The sequence below is a fragment of the Afipia birgiae 34632 genome, from assembly GCF_000308295.2.
GTDB lineage: Bacteria > Pseudomonadota > Alphaproteobacteria > Rhizobiales > Xanthobacteraceae > Afipia > Afipia birgiae.
Window position 1 is genome coordinate 38,713 of record NZ_HG326653.1, and the last position, 17,372, is coordinate 56,084.

16 protein-coding genes, 1 tRNA gene and 1 pseudogene are annotated in these 17,372 nt (G+C 60.8%); 16 read left to right on the plus strand and 2 right to left on the minus strand.

From position 1 onward, the window contains the following. Positions 1-13: 13 nt before the first annotated feature. The 8 genes and pseudogenes from BN32_RS14060 (at position 14) to BN32_RS26225 (ending at position 8,953) form a co-directional block, all read left to right on the plus strand. Complete coding sequence (locus BN32_RS14060) at positions 14-862, plus strand: hypothetical protein (protein ID WP_040426551.1); 849 nt, start codon at positions 14-16, stop codon at positions 860-862. Continuing rightward, entirely contained in the window at positions 855-1,472 is a 618-nt protein-coding gene (locus tag BN32_RS14065) for a hypothetical protein (protein ID WP_040426698.1), read from the plus strand. The genes BN32_RS14060 and BN32_RS14065 overlap by 8 nt, the downstream gene beginning before the upstream one ends. Beyond that, a complete protein-coding gene (locus BN32_RS14070; protein ID WP_019199697.1) occupies positions 1,469-3,274 on the plus strand; it encodes a type IV secretion system DNA-binding domain-containing protein in 1,806 nt (601 codons plus the stop codon). The genes BN32_RS14065 and BN32_RS14070 overlap by 4 nt, the downstream gene beginning before the upstream one ends. 97 nt (positions 3,275-3,371) lie before the next feature. Continuing rightward, a pseudogene (gene mobF, locus BN32_RS27740) lies at positions 3,372-4,337 on the plus strand (MobF family relaxase); the annotation flags it as partial. Positions 4,338-4,391: 54 nt separating this feature from the next. Beyond that, positions 4,392-6,128, plus strand: a complete 1,737-nt coding sequence (locus BN32_RS27745) for an ATP-dependent DNA helicase (RefSeq protein WP_244438197.1) — start codon at positions 4,392-4,394, stop codon at positions 6,126-6,128. A gap of 59 nt (positions 6,129-6,187) precedes the next feature. Continuing rightward, the gene (locus BN32_RS14080) at positions 6,188-6,445 is read left to right on the plus strand and encodes a hypothetical protein (RefSeq protein ID WP_040426552.1); all 258 of its coding nucleotides are present in this window, start codon (positions 6,188-6,190) and stop codon (positions 6,443-6,445) included. 106 nt (positions 6,446-6,551) lie between these two features. Continuing rightward, positions 6,552-7,118, plus strand: coding sequence for a hypothetical protein (locus tag BN32_RS14085; protein WP_244438177.1), 567 nt, complete (start codon positions 6,552-6,554; stop codon positions 7,116-7,118). A gap of 167 nt (positions 7,119-7,285) precedes the next feature. Then, entirely contained in the window at positions 7,286-8,953 is a 1,668-nt protein-coding gene (locus BN32_RS26225) for a recombinase family protein (protein WP_084494580.1), read from the plus strand. Here BN32_RS26225 and BN32_RS14105 read toward each other — a convergent pair. Together BN32_RS14105 and BN32_RS14110 are read right to left on the minus strand one after the other, a co-directional pair. Then, positions 8,924-9,000, minus strand: a tRNA-Arg gene (locus tag BN32_RS14105). The two genes, BN32_RS26225 and BN32_RS14105, sit on opposite strands and share 30 nt — an antisense overlap. Positions 9,001-9,120: 120 nt before the next feature. Further along, a complete protein-coding gene (locus BN32_RS14110) occupies positions 9,121-10,599 on the minus strand; it encodes a sensor histidine kinase (RefSeq protein WP_019199693.1) in 1,479 nt (492 codons plus the stop codon). Positions 10,600-10,926: 327 nt separating this feature from the next. Here BN32_RS14110 and rpmH point away from each other — a divergent pair, with 327 nt between their 5' ends. The 8 genes from rpmH to BN32_RS14150 all read left to right on the plus strand — a co-directional run bounded on the left by rpmH (position 10,927) and on the right by BN32_RS14150 (position 17,200). Continuing rightward, the gene (gene rpmH / locus BN32_RS14115) at positions 10,927-11,061 is read left to right on the plus strand and encodes a 50S ribosomal protein L34 (protein WP_008542748.1); all 135 of its coding nucleotides are present in this window, start codon (positions 10,927-10,929) and stop codon (positions 11,059-11,061) included. Positions 11,062-11,104: 43 nt separating this feature from the next. After that, positions 11,105-11,491 carry a ribonuclease P protein component gene (gene rnpA / locus BN32_RS14120; RefSeq protein ID WP_019199692.1) on the plus strand — a complete coding sequence of 129 codons (387 nt, stop codon included), beginning with the start codon at positions 11,105-11,107 and terminating at the stop codon, positions 11,489-11,491. A gap of 29 nt (positions 11,492-11,520) precedes the next feature. Beyond that, entirely contained in the window at positions 11,521-13,362 is a 1,842-nt protein-coding gene (gene yidC, locus BN32_RS14125) for a membrane protein insertase YidC (protein ID WP_019199691.1), read from the plus strand. 61 nt (positions 13,363-13,423) lie between these two features. Beyond that, positions 13,424-14,089, plus strand: coding sequence for a ribosome biogenesis GTP-binding protein YihA/YsxC (gene yihA / locus BN32_RS14130; protein ID WP_019199690.1), 666 nt, complete (start codon positions 13,424-13,426; stop codon positions 14,087-14,089). Then, a complete protein-coding gene (locus BN32_RS14135; RefSeq protein ID WP_019199689.1) occupies positions 14,089-14,469 on the plus strand; it encodes a DUF423 domain-containing protein in 381 nt (126 codons plus the stop codon). The genes yihA and BN32_RS14135 overlap by 1 nt, the downstream gene beginning before the upstream one ends. A 78-nt stretch (positions 14,470-14,547) precedes the next feature. Further along, the gene (gene argB, locus BN32_RS14140) at positions 14,548-15,447 is read left to right on the plus strand and encodes an acetylglutamate kinase (RefSeq protein WP_019199688.1); all 900 of its coding nucleotides are present in this window, start codon (positions 14,548-14,550) and stop codon (positions 15,445-15,447) included. Beyond that, positions 15,447-16,490 carry a DUF1036 domain-containing protein gene (locus BN32_RS14145; protein WP_019199687.1) on the plus strand — a complete coding sequence of 348 codons (1,044 nt, stop codon included), beginning with the start codon at positions 15,447-15,449 and terminating at the stop codon, positions 16,488-16,490. Before argB ends, BN32_RS14145 begins: the two co-directional genes overlap by 1 nt. Beyond that, complete coding sequence (locus BN32_RS14150; protein ID WP_019199686.1) at positions 16,487-17,200, plus strand: pyrimidine 5'-nucleotidase; 714 nt, start codon at positions 16,487-16,489, stop codon at positions 17,198-17,200. Before BN32_RS14145 ends, BN32_RS14150 begins: the two co-directional genes overlap by 4 nt. Positions 17,201-17,372 lie beyond the last annotated feature (172 nt).

The following is a 17,372-nucleotide window of genomic DNA, read 5'->3' on the forward strand; positions in this document are numbered from 1 at the left end:
AAAGGAGTTCAGTATGGCAAAACCTGTTCCTCTAGCTTCTGTTTCGCACGCTCCGCTCTTGATGGTGGTCGATGGTGACGTTGGCGGGGTCGGAAAGTCGACTCTCGCCACCCTCATCGCCATGTGCTGTGCGCTTGTCGATGTGGAACTCGACGTTTTCGAGCTCGATGAGCAGGGCAAGCTCGCGCGCTTCTTAGGGAATGACAATGTCGTCAGTCTTCATGGCGCGATTCTTAATGCCGATGCGGACGGTGAACGCGACTTGGTGCCGGTCTTCGCGCCGCTTCATCGTGCCCTCATTGCCATGTCCACCACCAAGCGCTCTGCACTGCTGGAGGTCGGGGGCGCATTGACCGGTGTCTGGAACAGTTTTATTCGCGAGGCCGATCTTGAGGAAGATCTGGTGGCCGTGGCCATCCCCCTCGTTGTTTTTCTGGTGCTGATCGCGAGCGAGGAATCGGCGCGCCAGGTCCTGGGCCAGATCAAAGAGCTGCGCCGCACATTGCCTTCGGCAAAACTCGTCATCGTCCGTAACGAGCGAGATGGCTGTCCAGCTACCGAGGCCAAGGAACTACCGGCGGATTTGCGCAAAGCTCTGGAGCAGGCACTTAAGCTCTATCCCTCGATCCGCATGCCCAGGCTGCGCCTGAAGTCGCGCCGGATTTATGAAAAGTTGGGACTACCGCCGTCGGCCATCATCGCCTGGCACCGCGACCACTATCGTGAGGCCATCGCCCGGACGGGCCGGCCACTGCTTGAAGCCAAGCGACTGGTCAAAGACATCGCGGCATGGTCGGAAAGTGTGCGTGCCGAACTCGTCGGCCTGCTGCCGTTCCTGGGAGGCAATGACCGCGATGAGTAAGCTCGATGAATTCTTGAAGGATGTCGAAAGCGCGACGGCCAAGGCGAACGCCGCCGACGCTGAAATGGTCGGGAAACTGAAGACACTCTCGGCGGAAGATTTTGCTCGCCTGCCACGGTCACTCCTGAACAATCTCTCCGGCCGGCAATATCAGGAGATCGTTCACTCGATTGCGCCTACCGTCACCCTAAAACGGGAGCCGGCGCTGACCCGCTCCAGCCGACCAGGCACGAAACGCAATTTGTTCAGCAATTGGATCCCACGGCCGGTGATTGCAGCGAGCCTTGCAATCGTGGCGGGTCTTCTGGTTCTGATCGCTGGTGTCGGCGCAGGGCCAACGTTTGAATGGTTGTCGTATGGCAAGCCGCTGGTCCGCGCGGCCTCAATCGCAGGATGGCCGCGTTGTCCGAGCCTAACGAGATGGACAGACGGCTGCGTCTATCGCGTTGTCAAAGGCCTGGATTGGAGCGACGCCGCCCACGATCTCGCGCTTCCCGAGAGCTATTTGCGAAAGCTGAACCACCATATTCCATCGCAATCTATTCCCGCCGAATCCGACCTGATTGTCTGGCGCGAGCGATTTCCGCTGCAGGGGGAACGCATTCAATGAACCTGGCAAAATATGAACAGCGTTCGACCCACGCGGCAACGCGTATCTCGCTGTTGGTGAGCATCCTAGTCGGAACGATCGCGTGCATTGTCGCGCTGGAACTCTCTCCTCTTGTGATCTGGGTCGACGACCATGCGCAGTTCGTGACTGCAGCCTGGTTGACGCAAGCATGGCAGCATCACTTCGAGATCGCCTTCAGGGCGGTGTTGAGGTCTGACGACGTTGTCGCCACGATGAGCTCGACCTTTGTCGCATCGCTTGTAGCCACGGCTGAATGGATCTGGAATGGCGCCGTGATGATGGCCCTGGGGCGAACGATAGCGCTTGTGCTGATGGCTGTTGTCACCGCCGCATCGATTTCCTACGCCATGATGATCGCAGGCGCACCGATCATCGATATCAGAGAGCATGTCGACGGCCTGCGTCTATTACGGGGCAAAGAGGGTCTTGGTCATCTGCGCGCTGTCATGGCAAGGGAAACCGCCGGGCAGCCAGCGGGACTTGAGATCGCGCCGAACATTCCGTTGGCGAAGCTGCGCGAGATTCGCGGCACGTTGATTTTGGGTGCGATCGGCAGCGGCAAAACCCGCATCCTCCTTTATATTTTGGATCGTATTCTCGATGCGATCAAGACTAAGCCTGAGCGGCGAATTCGCCTGTTGGTCCACGACACCACAGGCGAGTTACTGGACGGATTGCCGCTTGAAGACAACCAATTCGCGGCCATGCATGGCGCACGCCCCGGCGGTTGGGCCTGGGCGATCGGCCGTGATGTCTTGACTGCTTCTGATGCCGAGTCAGTGGCAGATGCGATGGCGCCGAAAACCAGCGACATGTGGGGCGCCGGCGCTTCGATCTTTCTGGCTGCCGCGCAAGTCAAATGCCAATACGAGCACAGCACGTCCTGGGGAATAGCGGAATTCTACGACAATCTGTTGGAAGACCCGATTACGCTGAAACCACTGTATGAAAAGATTTACCCGGTCGCCGCCTCGCTGATCGAAATCGATCCGGCCACCGGCGCACTGTCGAAAACGACGGTGTCGTTCTTGCTCACGTTTCGAGCGGCGGTTTTGCGCTACCTGCGGCCACTTGCCGAAAACTGGCGAGACATTCCACTCGAAAGACAGTTCTCCTTCATTGAATGGCTGGAGGGCTCCAATGCGGCGTATCCCGCGGTGGTTGTGCTACAGCGTGCGGGAAAATATCCGCAAATGTCGGCCGCCTGGATTGGTGCCGTCGTCGACACCATCGCGGGGCACGTCAATGACGCCTCCTTCCCGAACTCACAAGATCGGCGCGTTTTCCTCGCTCTTGAGGAACTTGCGACGCTCGGCAAATTGAAAAATCTCAGCACCTTGCTGGACACCGGCAGAAACAAAGGCATTGGCGTATTCGCATCCGTTCAAGAACCGGAGCAGCTCACGATTCACTACGGTAACGAGGAAGCGAAGACCATCCTCAAACGCTTCCGAACGAAAATCGTCTGTCAGCAGGTCCTGGATGCAGACACTGACGACTTTTCGATGGCTCATATCGGCAAGCGAACCATCATCGAGACGACCGAAACAAAATCCACCACGACAGTCAAAGGCGTTACGACGACCGCGGTCACCCGCAACGAAACCAACAAGGAAGTTCCGAGCATTCGCGGAGAACGCCTTGCCTACGATCTCGGAGTGCACGGCGACCGGGTAAGGGCGATTATCGCAGGCATGGAAGACCCCGTCGAAGTCGAATGGCCCCTGACCATCTGGCCGCGCCGCCGTAATCTTACAATCGGCAAGCCTCAAGGCAGATAAACGGAGACATTCGCGGGGTGTTCCGGCAAAAATCTTCATTCCTGAAATTTGCAAGTCAGTTCGGGCGTAGTTGGAAGGCCTCATCACCGAGGTTTTCATGGTCACGCGCCCGAACAAGGTCTTCTCCGCGACGTACTTTACCCAGGAGCTGGAGTCCGCGCGGTATTTTCTGGCGGATTCCAACGTCAGTGCCTTCTGGCTGACGGGCGATGCGCGGTTTGGTGTGCAAGCAGGCGCCGCACTCGATCCTGCTCATTTCGAACGGCTGTTCGAAGGCCGGGACGAAAACGGTCAGTCACTGCTGCTGCAGAACACTGGTCTCAAGAAGCGCGTAAGCGCCTACGAACTATCGGTCGGCGTGAGCAAGTCGGTCTCGGCGGCGTGGGCGTTGGCATCCCCGCAAGACCGTAAAGCGATCGAGCGAGCTTTTGCTAAATCTCTCGAAGCTGTGGCCCACCACGTCGAGCGCAACGCGTTTACGCGGCTTGGAGCCAACGGGAACGTCTTCCTGTCGGTTCAGCCAAATATCTCGTGCTTCATTCAACCGGACACGCGCCCCGTTTTGCAACCCAACGGCACCGTGGGAATACAGCCCCAGCTGCATGCACATTTGGTAATTCCAAATCTGGTTGCAATTCAGCCCCGCGAACTGACCCTATCGGAGCGAAATCGCGCGCCATACGCTCAGAGCACATCGGGTGAGATTCCGCTGCGCTATCTCACTCGCTCGCTGGACGGCCAGCCGTTGTATCACGGCGCCAAAAGCTGGGGGGCTGTGCAGCATCTGGCATTCTCGTCTGAGCTGCAAAAGCTTGGCTATCACATCGGTGAGATCGGCAAAAACGGTACGTTCGAGGTGCTTCCGCCAGCTCATGAGCAGGAGGCAGATCGGCGACTGCGAGAGCACTGGAGTTCACGTAGGGCTGAAATTGTCGAGAAACTTCGTGAAACGGGCCTGACAACTGGTGAGGCGCCCGCACTCGCTGCCAAGGTTGCAGTCGCCACGCGTAGAGCCAAGATCGCAACCTCGGAAGATGCTTTCGCGCGCTGGCGTAATGAAGCTGTCGCGCTCGGGATCGACATCGAGCATTATATCGATAATCGCCTCGGCTTCGAGATGCCGACGCCGGAAATCCGCGACGCGGAGATCGCTTCGCGGATGGTCGGGCTCCCAGCCCGCCTCACCGAGTTTGAGACTACCTTTGACCATCACGATTTGGTTCGCGAGGTGGCATCCGTGCTGGTCGGCACCGGTGTGGGAGTCTCACGGCTCGACGAAGAAATCGCGAAACTCTCCGAGAGCGGTGCGATTGTTGAGATCGGACGGACCGAACGAGAACGCATCTTCTCCACGCAGGAGATGATCCGCTTGGAGCGGGAAGTGGTCAAGGCGTCCGCCCGCCTTGCGGAAAAACCATGGCATCCCATCGATCGCAATCGTCTGATGGATTTCTGTTTGTCGGCAAACCTTTCGGACGAGCAGACGGCGGCCGTGCTCGGCGTCGCCAACCGCCGTTCGATCGACTTCATCGAAGGCCGAGCCGGGACCGGCAAGACCACAACCCTGCAGCCACTATGCCGCGCACTTGAGAAAAATTTCCGAATTATCGCAACGGGGGTAAGTTGGCGCACGGCGCGCATGCTTGAAGATGAACTGTCCGGTCCTGACCCACGTTCACATGTTGAGGCCAGGGCTCTCGATTCCTGGCTGGCGTTAGACAAAGCCGGCGGCCACTTCTGCGATGGACGCACGCTCCTCCTGGTGGACGAAAGTTCGCAGATTGGCGTTCGCGCCATGCACAACCTGCTGACCGAGGTCGAACGCTCGGGAGCTTGCGCTTTATTTTTGGGCGACCGCGCTCAAACATTAGCTGTGTCGGCCGGGTCAGGCATCGAGCTTGTCGCCCGCACCGTTGAGGCTGCGGAAATCTCGAAAGTCGTTCGCCAGAGCGACCCGCAACTGCGCCTGGTAGTCGAACAGCTGGCGAGGGGTGATGTCGTCACCGCGTTGGAAACGATGGCCGACCGCGACTGCATCATCGAGGCAGACGGTCAGGCTGCGACCGTCAAAACAGCGGTCGACAATCTCTTCGCACAGCGTGCCGCCGCCCCTGAAAAATCGCACCTGTTGATCTGCAAATCCAACGCCACGCGTCTAGCACTCGACTCCGAGGTTCGCCGTCGCCTGCGCGCCGAAGGCCTCTTAACCGGAGAAGACGTTAGAATTGATGCCGTAACCCCCTCCGGACGGGCCTACCGCCTGTCGCTCGCCAAAGGTGACCGAATCCGTTTCGGCATCCGTTGCGACATCTCCGATCATCGTGTGATCAACGGCACTATCGGAAAGATCAGCGATATCGTCGCGGAGGAGGACGGCCACGCGCTGATCGCGGCAGACGTCGATGGACACGAACTGCTTTTCTCGTCGCGCGAAATTGTGGATGACCGCGGGCGAGTCCGCCTCGCGACCGATTACGCCAGCACCATCTGGTCGTCCCAAGGACTTACCAGCCATTCCGCGACCATCGTCACCGACGCCGCTTTCGACCGTAGAGACATCTATGTAGCCCTCAGCCGGGCAAAACAGCAATCGACCCTTTGCGTCGATTCGCGCGCCCTGAATTTTGCTATCCGCGCGGAAACCGGTTTCGATCGGTCCGCAGACGAAATCACGGTCGAAGAACGGCGCGAGCATCTGGTGCGGCAGATGTCACGTTGGCGCACGAAAACTTCGACGCTCGACTTTGTATCCGATTGCTCTGCCTTGGAGAGCAAGGAGCACCTTCAAGACGAACGAGCGTTCACCAGCCGACGCGCACGCGGCCTCCAAGCCGAGGCGGAGGTTGGGCTGTGAGATCCGCTTTACCATCGTCACGGCGTCAGCGCACCGGGTCAGCTCAACAGAGCTTGGCCGTGGCCAGGGCAAAAAGCACCCACCAGCGACGCAAGCCTTGCGCGCCCGACCTGGCTCAGCCCGAGTACGGCCCGATCACGGGCGGCACAATCGATGAACCGAGCGTGCTCGACGATCTGCCCGAGTTGATTCCAGTTACCGGGCCAGAGTTGGATGTCATCGAAACCTACCTCGGCAACCTCATCGACCAGTTTCTTCTGGACGCCGCCTCCGACGCTTCTACCTCCACTGGGTTCCCCGCCCTAGATCGCGACTAGTCACGCCATGTGCCCGCCTGACCGCGCAAACGAAGAACCCGACGAGTGTGACGCCAGCGAGGGAGCTGGCAACAGCACTAACGCTGCCCAAGAGAAGAATAACGTCGTGGGCCCACTGACGGACGAGGAGCTGCAGGTCGGCGGCATGGATCGCATTGTGGCCTTCATTCGAACAAAACGGTCGAAGGAGGCACTTCGGAAGGAAAAGCAGCGAAAAAAGCAGCACGCCAACGGCACACGTCAAATTAACCTCGACGTTCCCAATAATGACCGTTCGCGCGCCACCATGCGGGGCGCGGCAATCGCGATCAAAGACGAGGTGTCGCACCAGGCTCTCGAATTGCTGCTGGCTAACGAGGACTTGCCCGCCCTGATCGTCGGCGTTGCCGCTCGCCCCGAGCTCCACGAAATAGTCGACCTTATCCAGCAGCGACCGGCAACACCAAATTCGCTGAACGCCGCGAGACTCGTTATCACTGATCCGGCCATTGCCGAACTGGTAGATAGGGCGACTACGACTAGCCGCGTGCGAGAGGCCATAGAATTGGCAGCCGCCAATCCGGAATTTGTGTTTTTTGGTCGCAACGCCGCCACTCAGCGCAGCCTCTGCGCATGGCTGGCCCGGCTCTTGCTCAGGATTCGCAAAGTCCGTCACGTCGAGAACGCCCCGTAGCGCTGCGCTGAAACGGTGACGTCTATTCGGGGCGGAGGTGCGCGTAGCAACGCTCAGGAAAAATCCTCAAGCGACAACGAAAAGCAGTGAACTACCCGGAAAATAAGGCTTTGCGGCGGCTTCCTGACCTGCAAGACTCGTCCCAATTCTTTCAAACTGGAAAGCGTATGAGCAACCGTAAGCGTCAAGCAAAACCCGTCGTTGGGACCAATAGGACCCGCGTGGCTCTGTATCTGCGCGTCTCAACGGATCGACAGCGGCAGCACGATTTGTCGATCCCGGATCAGAGGACGCAAATTTTGTCTTGGTGCGAAACCCAAGGCCATCAGACCGTGACGGAGTTTGTCGAAGGAGGAGCGACAGGGACTGACGACAAGCGACCGGTATTCCAGCAAATGATCGAACGGGCTTGCGATGGCGACCATGCATTCGATGTCATCGCCGTGCACAGCTATAGCCGTTTCTTTCGCGACGCGTTCGGCCAGGAATTCTATCTTCGTAAACTGGCCAAACAGGGCGTCAAGCTCGTCTCGATCACTCAACCGCTTGGCGACGACGATGATCCGGCGCAGGCGATGATGCGCAAAGTCATTGCGCTGTTCGATGAATATCAGTCCAAAGAGAATGCAAAACACGTTCTACGCAACATGAAGCTGAACGCCCAGCAGGGCTTCTGGAACGGTTCCCCCGTCCCTCTTGGCTATGTGCTTGTCGAGGTCGAGAAGCGCGGCACCAAGATCAAGAAAACCCTGGCCATCGACCCCGTCGATGCCGAAACCGTGCAGCTCATCTTCAAGCTCTATCTCCATGGTGACGGCACGTCGGGGGCGCTTGGCGTCAAAGAAGTCGTCAAATGGCTCAACAGCCGCGGCTATCGCACGCGCAAGGGCAAAACGTTTGGCGTCGGTACCATCTACAAGATCCTCACCAACACGACCTATAAGGGTGAGTGGAAATTCAACCGGATGTCGTCCCGCACCGGCAAATGGAAGCCTGATGAAGAGGTCGTCACGTCAGCAGTTCCGGCGATCATCGAACCTCACCTGTTTGAACAGGTCCAACGCCAGCTTCATGCCCGCAGTCCCAAGGTCGCTGCGCCGCGCGTGACGACGGGACCTATCCTGCTCACCGGTCTCGCCGTATGCGCAACCTGCAACGGCGGAATGACGCTGCGGACCGGCACCTCGAAGACCGGCGCCGTCCATCGGTATTATACGTGCTCGACCTGCGCCCGAAAGGGCAAGACAGTCTGCAAGGGCCGGTCGATACCGATGGACAAGCTCGACAATCTCGTCACCGCCCACATGACCGAACGGCTGTTTCAGCCGGAACGTCTGGCCATGATCTTGTCCTCGCTCTCGTCACGGCGCTCGGAAAAGGCCGACGCCGTGAATGCCCGCGTGATCGCTTTGCAGCGAGAGGCCACCGACGCCGACGACAAGCTCAAGCGGCTCTATCGACTGGTCGAGGACGGCATGACCGAAATGGACGACGTCCTGAAGGATCGCCTCAACTCCCTGAAGGCCGATCGGGATCGCGCCAAGGCCGCGCTTGAACGCGCCAAATCGCAATCATCACATGCCATCCGGATCGACCCAGCGTTGCTGGAACAGTTCGGTCGCAGCATGCGTGAGAACATCACCTCCGGATCGATTCCGTTCCGCAAGGCCTATCTGCAGTCCCTCATCGACGTGGTCGAGGTCGACGATGCCCAAGTTCGGATCAAAGGCAGCAAGGACGTGCTCGAAAGAGCGGTCTTGGCCAGCCGGAATGGGTCCAATCCGGGTTCGCAGATGAGTACTGAGTGGCGCGCCCGAAGAGATTCGAACTCCTGACCCCCAGATTCGTAGTCTGGTGCTCTATCCAGCTGAGCTACGGGCGCGCGTTTCGCGAGACATATAAAGGCCGGAGGCCATGCCGCGAAAGAGCGCCATAGCTACCGGCTCCGGAACGGCTTTGCAAGATCGATGCGACATCGATTTCAGGCCAAAATGGCAGTTTTTCAGGCCCGGACCCGTGCATCCCGCACCCGGTGAAGCTCCACGGCGCGATCCGGAATCATGATTCGGAAGGTGGCGCCGAGAGTGCCGTCCACCAGATTCAGTTCGCCGCCGTGGGCCCGCACCAGTTCCGCGGCGATGGCAAGGCCGAGCCCGGTACCGCCGTCCCGCGATGAGCCCTGAAAAGCCTCGAACAGATGCGCCTTTGCCTTTTCCGGGATGCCGGGCCCCGTATCGGAGATTTCCAGAATCGTTACTGCGCCCTCGCGCCGTCCGGTGACACGGATCTGCCGCGCAACCCCGGCGCCGGATTTCTCGCTCTCGAGCGCCTGCGCGGCGTTGCGGACCAGATTGAGCAGCACCCGGAACAACTGATCCGGATCAGCATCAACGGTAAGCCCGCGCTCGATGGCGTTGATCCATTCGATCGAGGTGTCGGATGCAAGTCCGGCCGATTCGCGCACCTCGTTCACCACCGGTTCGATCAGGACCATGCGCCGGTCGGGCGCGGCTTCCTGCGCCTTGCCATAGGAAAGAGTCGACTGGCAGAACGCGATGGCGCGCTCCAGCGAGCGCATCAGCTTCGGCGCAAACCGCTGCACGCGCGGATCGGGCACACTGGCGAGCTGGTCGGACAGAAGTTGCGACGACGCCAGCAGATTGCGCAGATCGTGGTTGATTTTCGAGACCGCGAGGCCAAGCGCTGCAAGATGGCTTTTCTGATGCAGCATCGACACCAGATCGCGCTGCATGTCCGAGAGTTCGCGCTCTGCAACGCCGATCTCGTCGGCACGCTTCGACGGCTCGATGATGCGCGCGGTGCTTTCCGGATTCTCGTGGAAGGCGACGAGATTGGCGGTGACCCGCCGCATCGGCCGCACGAACAGGTGATGCAGGGCATAATAGATCAGGCCTGCGGTAATGCTCGTCATGACCAGCGACAACAGCAACACGTTGCGCGAGAAGCGGAACATCGCGTCGCGCAGCGGCTTCTCGTCGGCCACCACCTCGATGAACTGACCGCTGCCGGGCGCCGGACCAAGAATGCGCATGACCTCGTCGCCGCTGTCGAGCATCACCCGGAAAGCATCGAAGATGGCCGATCCGACGCCGATCTCGCGCATATCAACGTCATGGTCGATTTTCTTTGGCATGTCCGCCGCCGCCAGCAACCTTCGCTGCTGACCGCTCTTGATGGCGACGGCCCGCGCCCCGATGCTGGCGAGAATCTGCCGTGCCAGCGCGTCCGGAACCATGCCGCTCGGCGCGGCATCCAGCACCAGGGCCGCAGTACTCGCAGCCGCCAGGCGGTCGTTGAGGCGATTCACCCTGAAATTGGCGATGGAGGGAACGTAAATCAGGACTTCGACGATCAGGATCAGCGGAATCGTCAGCAACAACAGCTTTCCGGACAGCCCGAACCGCAGCCCGGGCCGGGGCTTTGCCATCGTCCGATCAGGTTCCTGGCCGGATACCGCCATCAATTGATCGCCTGCCCGTTATAGTGATTTGCCGCCGCAGGATGCGCCCGCCAGCGACCGGGGTCAAACCCCCGGAACTGTTATGGTTTAAGCCCGCAGCGGCGCCGTGCGGCTGAAGCGCCAAACCAAACCCCAAGATTGACGAAAACAGACCACTCCCGTATAAGCCGCGCCAACTGTCCTCGATGGCCCGGCTCGACCGGGCCGGTTCATTTTGGACCGAAATAGGTCCACTTCAGGGCCGACATCGCAGGATTTCATCTCATTTATCGGCGAATTGCCTTCGACGAGCCCGTCGGATGAGCTTTTCGGCAGCGGAGAACGACCGTGAAGCGGACCTATCAACCCAGCAAACTGGTGCGCAAGCGCCGTCACGGCTTCCGTGCCCGTCTCGCGACCGCCGGCGGCCGCAAGGTTCTCGCCGCCCGCCGCGCGCGTGGCCGCAAGCGTCTGAGCGCCTGAGCGGACCTCACCCGAGACCCCTTCCCATGCGCCGGTTGAGATCATGGACCGGTTAAGGCAGCGCGCGGACTTTGTCGCCGCGGCCAGTGGACCGCGCATGGCCAGCCCCGCCTTTGTGGTGCAAAGCCGCCCGCGCAACGACAATGGCCCGGTGCGTGTCGGTTTTACCGTTACGAAAAAGGTCGGCACCGCCACGGAGCGCAACCGCGTCCGCCGCCGGCTTCGCGAATTGGTGAAGCGGCTGGATGTCATATCCATGCGACCGCACCATGATTATGTGATAGTGGGCCGTCGAGCCGCGCTGGACCGCGGCTTTGAAACCATGTTCAACGATCTGCGCTCGGCGCTCAGCCGCCTCGAGCGCCAGACGCCAAGACAGCCCAGCGACCTAAAGCCACATGCCGATCCCCGAACCCGCACGGTCGAATGACGCGACCTGAACGATGCGAGCCCTAGATAATGACTGACAATCGCAACACCATCCTCGCCGTCATCCTGTCGGGCCTTGTGCTGATCGCGTGGCAATATTTCTACAATATCCCCACCATGGAAAAGCAGCGCGCGGCGCAGCAGGCTGAACTGGCGCAGAAGCAGGCTGCCAATCCAGCGACAACAACGCCGGGCGCGAACCAGCCCGCCGGAACCACGCCAGCGGCTCCCGCGCAGCAGACCGGCGCACCGGCGACACCGGCGGCGGCCGCGCCTGTGCAGCCCCGCCCCACCGTCATCGCAGCCTCGCCGCGCGTGAAGATCGAAACGCCCAGCATCAGCGGCAGCATCGCGCTGACCGGCGCTCGCATCGACGACGTCGCGCTGGTGAAATTCCGGGAAACCGTCGACCCGAAGTCGCCTGCCATCGAACTGTTCTCGCCTTCGGGCACCAAGGAGCCGTTCTACGCCGAGTTCGGTTTCGTGCCGTCGGCAGGCTCGACAATCAAGATGCCGACCAAGGATACCGTCTGGGCACAGGAAGGCACGGGCGCGCTGACACCGGCGAAGCCGGTCACCCTGACCTGGAACAACGGTCAGGGTCTCACCTTCAAGCGCACCATCTCGATCGACGACAAGTATCTGTTCACGATCAAGGACGACGTTTCGAACGTCGGCGACACACCGGTCACGCTGTATCCGTTCGGCCTGATTTCGCGTCACGGCGCTCCGCCGGTGTCGGGCTACTACATTCTGCATGAAGGCCTGATCGGCGTTCTCGGCGAAAAGGGCCTGCAGGAGTACGGCTACAAGGCCATCGACGAAGCCAAGGCGGTCGAATTCAAGGTCACCAATGCGTGGCTCGGCATCACCGACAAGTACTGGGCAGGCACACTGCTGCCGAGCCCGACGGCCAACGTGCAGGCGCGGTTCTCGTCGAACCTGGTCGGCACGCTGCGCACCTATCAGACCGATTACCTGCTCGACCCGATGACGGTTGCGATCGGCGGCACTGCCACGACCACGACCCACCTGTTTGCCGGCGCCAAGGAAAACGCCGTGGTCGATACCTACGACAGGCAACTCGGTCTCAACAAGTTCGACCGTCTGATCGACTGGGGCTGGTTCTACTTCATCACCAAGCCGATGTTCTTCCTGATCGACTGGTTCTTCCACATCGTCGGCAACTTCGGCGTCGCGATCCTGCTGGTGACCGTGCTGGTCAAGCTGGTCTTCTTCCCGCTCGCCAGCAAGTCCTACGCCTCGATGGCAAAGATGAAGGCCGTGCAGCCGCAGCTCGCCGCGCTCAAGGACAAGTATCCTGACGACAAGGTGAAGCAGCAGCAGGAGATGATGGAGATCTACAAGAAGGAGAAGATCAACCCGATCGCGGGCTGTCTTCCGATTCTGATCCAGATTCCGGTGTTCTTCTCGCTCTACAAGGTTCTGTTCGTCACCATCGAAATGCGGCATGCGCCGTTCTTCGGATGGATCAAGGACCTGTCGGCGCCCGATCCGACCAACCTGTTCAACCTGTTCGGCCTGCTGGCGTTCGATCCGACGCAGCTTCCGGTTCTCGGCTATTACCTGCATCTCGGCATCTGGCCGATCATCATGGGCATCACGATGTGGTTCCAGATGAAGCTGAATCCGACGCCGCCGGATCCGACGCAAAAAATGATCTTCGACTGGATGCCGCTGATCTTCACCTTCATGCTGGCGGGCTTCCCGGCCGGTCTCGTGATCTACTGGGCCTGGAACAACCTGCTGTCGGTGCTGCAGCAGAGCTACATCATGCGCAAGAACGGCGCGAAGGTGGAGCTGTTCGACAACGTGAAGGCCGTCTTCGCCGGCTCGAAGAAAACCACCTGAAGTCTCTGCAACTCCTGCGCCCGGCGGACCGCCGGGCGTTTCTACATCCGAGTGCCTTCGCATGACCGATAAAACCGATGCGGAGCTGATCGAAGCCGGGCGAAAGATCTTCGCCGGCGACTGGCAATTCTTCTGGGCGTCGCCATCGATCGAAGCGCTGCCGCCGATGAAGGGCGTCGAGGTCGCGTTCGCGGGCCGTTCCAACGTCGGCAAATCCAGCCTCATCAACGCACTGACGGGCCGCAACGGGCTGGCGCGCACCTCGCACACGCCGGGGCGCACCCAGGAACTGATCTTCTTCGAAGGCCCGACGCCTGCGGACGGCAAGGACGCAGGGCTTCGGCTGGTGGATATGCCGGGCTACGGCTACGCCTCCGCCCCGAAAACCAAGGTCGCCTCGTGGACCACCCTGATTCATAAATTCCTGCAGGGCCGCGCCAATCTCGCCCGCGTCTATGTGCTGATCGACTCGCGCCACGGCTTCAAGGACGCCGACCACGACGTGCTGAAGACGCTCGACAGATCTGCGGTGAGCTATCAGGTGGTGCTGACCAAATCCGATCAGGTGAAAAAAGCCGAGCTTGAAGAAACGCTCGCGGCAACCATCGCCGCGCTCTCGAAGCATCCGGCGGCGTTTCCGGAGGTGCTGGTGACATCGTCACGGACCGGCGGCGGCATGCCCGAATTGCGCGCCGCCATGATCCGTCTGCTCAGGGAGCGAATTTGATGACTCAAAATGGCGCGCTCCGTATCGCAGGGATCCTCGCCGGGCTGATGGGCGCGGCCGGTGTTGCGCTGGCGGCAGCTTCCGCGCACCAGCCCGATGCATCGCGGCTGGCTTCCGCCTCATCGATGCTGCTGTTCCACGCCAGCGCAGTCATCGGCGCGGCACTGCTGACCGGGCACGGCATCGCCCAGCGCCCCCTCGGCCTCACCGCGACCTTTGGCTTTGTTGCCGGCGCTGCGCTGTTCGCGGGCGATCTGGCGATGCGCCAGTATGCCGGTCACGGATTGTTCACAATGGCCGCGCCGACCGGCGGCACGCTGCTGATCCTGAGCTGGCTGGTACTGGCGGCTGCCACAGCGTGGCCGCGCCGCGCAGGCTGATCCGCTGCGCGGGAGCTTTGCACGCCTCGCGCCAATCGGTTAAACCCCTGCCACCCGCGCGTGAACGAGATTTCCCCCATGATGGATCTGCCGACGAATATCAGCCCGCAGGATCAGGCCCGCATCCTGTCGGAAGCACTGCCGCACATGCAGCAGTACGATGAAGAAACCATCGTCATCAAATACGGCGGTCATGCCATGGGCGAGGAAAACCTTGCCCGGCAGTTCGCCCGCGACATCGTTCTTTTGGAGCAGACCGCGATCAATCCGGTGGTCGTGCACGGCGGCGGACCGCAAATCGCGGCGATGCTGACCCGGCTCGGCATCAAGTCGGAATTCGCCTCCGGCCTGCGCATCACTGACGCGGCGACCATCGAGATCGTCGAGATGGTGCTGGCGGGGTCGATCAACAAGCAGATCGTCAGCCACATCAACGAAGCCGGCGGCAAGGCCGTGGGCCTGTGCGGCAAGGACGGCAACATGGTCACCGCCACCAAGGCGACCCGCACCATGGTCGATCCCGGCTCCAACATCGAGAAGGTGGTGGATCTCGGCTTCGTCGGCGAGCCTGACAAGGTCGATCTCACGCTGCTGAACCAGCTCATCGGCTATGAACTGATCCCGGTGCTGGCGCCGCTGGCATCATCCGCCAATGGCCAGACTTTCAACGTCAACGCCGACACCTTTGCAGGGGCCGTCGCCGGCGCGCTGAAGGCTAAACGTCTCTTGTTGTTGACCGACGTTCCCGGCGTGCTCGACAAATCGAAGAAGCTCATTCCGGAACTGTCGATCAAGGACGCGCGCAAGCTGATCGCCGACGGCACCATTTCGGGCGGTATGATCCCGAAGGTCGAGACCTGCATCTACTCGCTGGAAGCCGGCGTCGAAGGCGTGGTCATCATCGACGGCAAGACGCCGCACGCGGTGCTGCTCGAACTGTTCACCAATCAGGGCACGGGAACGCTGATCCACAAGTGATGCGACGCTCGCGACACGCTGCATTCGCCGGTCGCTTCGGTCTTCGGAGCAAGGCCTCGCTTGCAGCGGCGCTGCTGACATCGTGCGTCGCACTCGCAAGCGAAGCCCGCGCCGACCTGAAAATCTGCAACCGTATGAGCTACGTGGTCGAGGCCGCCATCGGCATCGATGACAAATCCGCCACCGCGACACGCGGCTGGTTCCGGATCGATCCGGCAGCTTGTCGCGTGGTGGCGCAGGGAAGCATCACAGCGGAGCGCATTCTTCTCCACGCGCGATCGCTGCCGGTTTACGGCGCATCGCCAGCGCCGCAGAACGGCACCGATAATCTCTGCATCGCGCCGAAGGATTTCGTGATTGCCGGACGGCAATGCCGCGGCGGCCAGACCGCAGTGGCCTTTACCGAGATCAAACCGAGCACCGGCGAGGACGGCCATCAGGTGGCATATCTGGCCGAGGGCGCGGAGTATGACGACGAGCAGGCGCGGCTCGCCGCGATCCAGCGGCTACTGGTGATCGCGGGCTATGACGCGGCGCCGATCGACGGCGTCGATGGACCGAAGACGCAAAACGCGCTGGCCGCGTTCCTGAAGGCGCGAGGTCTCGGCGCCAATGCCGCACAGGCGCCCAATTTCTTCGAAACCATGATCGCAGCAGTGGAAGCCCCGTCTGCGACCGGCCTTACCTGGTGCAACGACACGCAGTATCGCGTGATGGCCTCCATCGCGACGGACGACGGCAAGGCCGTCACCAGCCGAGGCTGGTATCGCATCGAGCCGGGCAAGTGCTTACATCCCGACGTGAGCGGACAACCGCGCCGGATTTTCAGTTTCGCCGAAGCGGTCGACGGCACCGGCCGCACCATCAAGATCAACAGCCGGCCGCTGAACTGGGGCGGCACGACCACGCTCTGCACCCGCGAGGCGCAGTTCGAATTCACCGAACAGGGCGATTGCGGTCCGCGCGGGCTGAATGCGAATGGTTATGAGCGCATTGAGATGACCGCAGGCACGGGAAAAACCATCCGGTTCGGAATGCCATGACCCAAAAGAACATGACCCAGAAACAAAACCGCACCTTCGCCCATGTCGAGACCTGGGTGTTCGATCTCGACAACACGCTTTATCCGCATCACGTCAATCTGTGGCAGCAGGTCGATGTGCGGATTCGTGATTTCGTCGCGCAGTATCTGAATGTCCCCAAGGAAGAAGCGTTCAAGATTCAGAAGGACTATTACCGACGCTACGGCACCACCATGCGCGGCATGATGACCGAGCACGGCCTGCGTGCAGACGATTTTCTTGCCTACGTTCATGAAATCGATCACTCGCCGCTCGAGCCCAACCCCACGATGGGCGCTGCGATCGAAAAACTTCCCGGCCGAAAACTGATTCTCACCAACGGCTCGCGCGCCCATGCCGGCGCAGTTCTGGAGCGCCTCGGTATCGGCAGCCATTTCGAGGACGTGTTCGACATCGTCGCCGCGGAACTGGAGCCGAAACCGGCGCGGCAGACCTACATGAAGTTTCTCAAGCTGCACGGCGTCGACCCCGCGAAAGCAGCAATGTTCGAGGACTTGGCGCGCAATCTGGTGACGCCGCACGATCTCGGCATGACCACGGTCCTTGTGGTGCCCGACGGCACCAAGAACGTGGTCCGTGAGGACTGGGAGCTGGAAGGCCGTGACGCCGCCTATGTCGATCACATCACCGACGATCTGACGGGTTTTTTGGCGGCGATAGGGGCTCGATAGACATCACCCCACCCGACCGGCCTTCGGCCGGCCACCCTCCCCATCAAGGGGAGGGATAACCAAGGGCAGCATCATATCTTCCTTCTCCCTCCCCCTTGTGGGGAGGGTCGGCGCAAGGCGCCGGGGTGGGGGTAAATTCCCGCACATATCCTATGCGTAAGGCGCGCCAGCT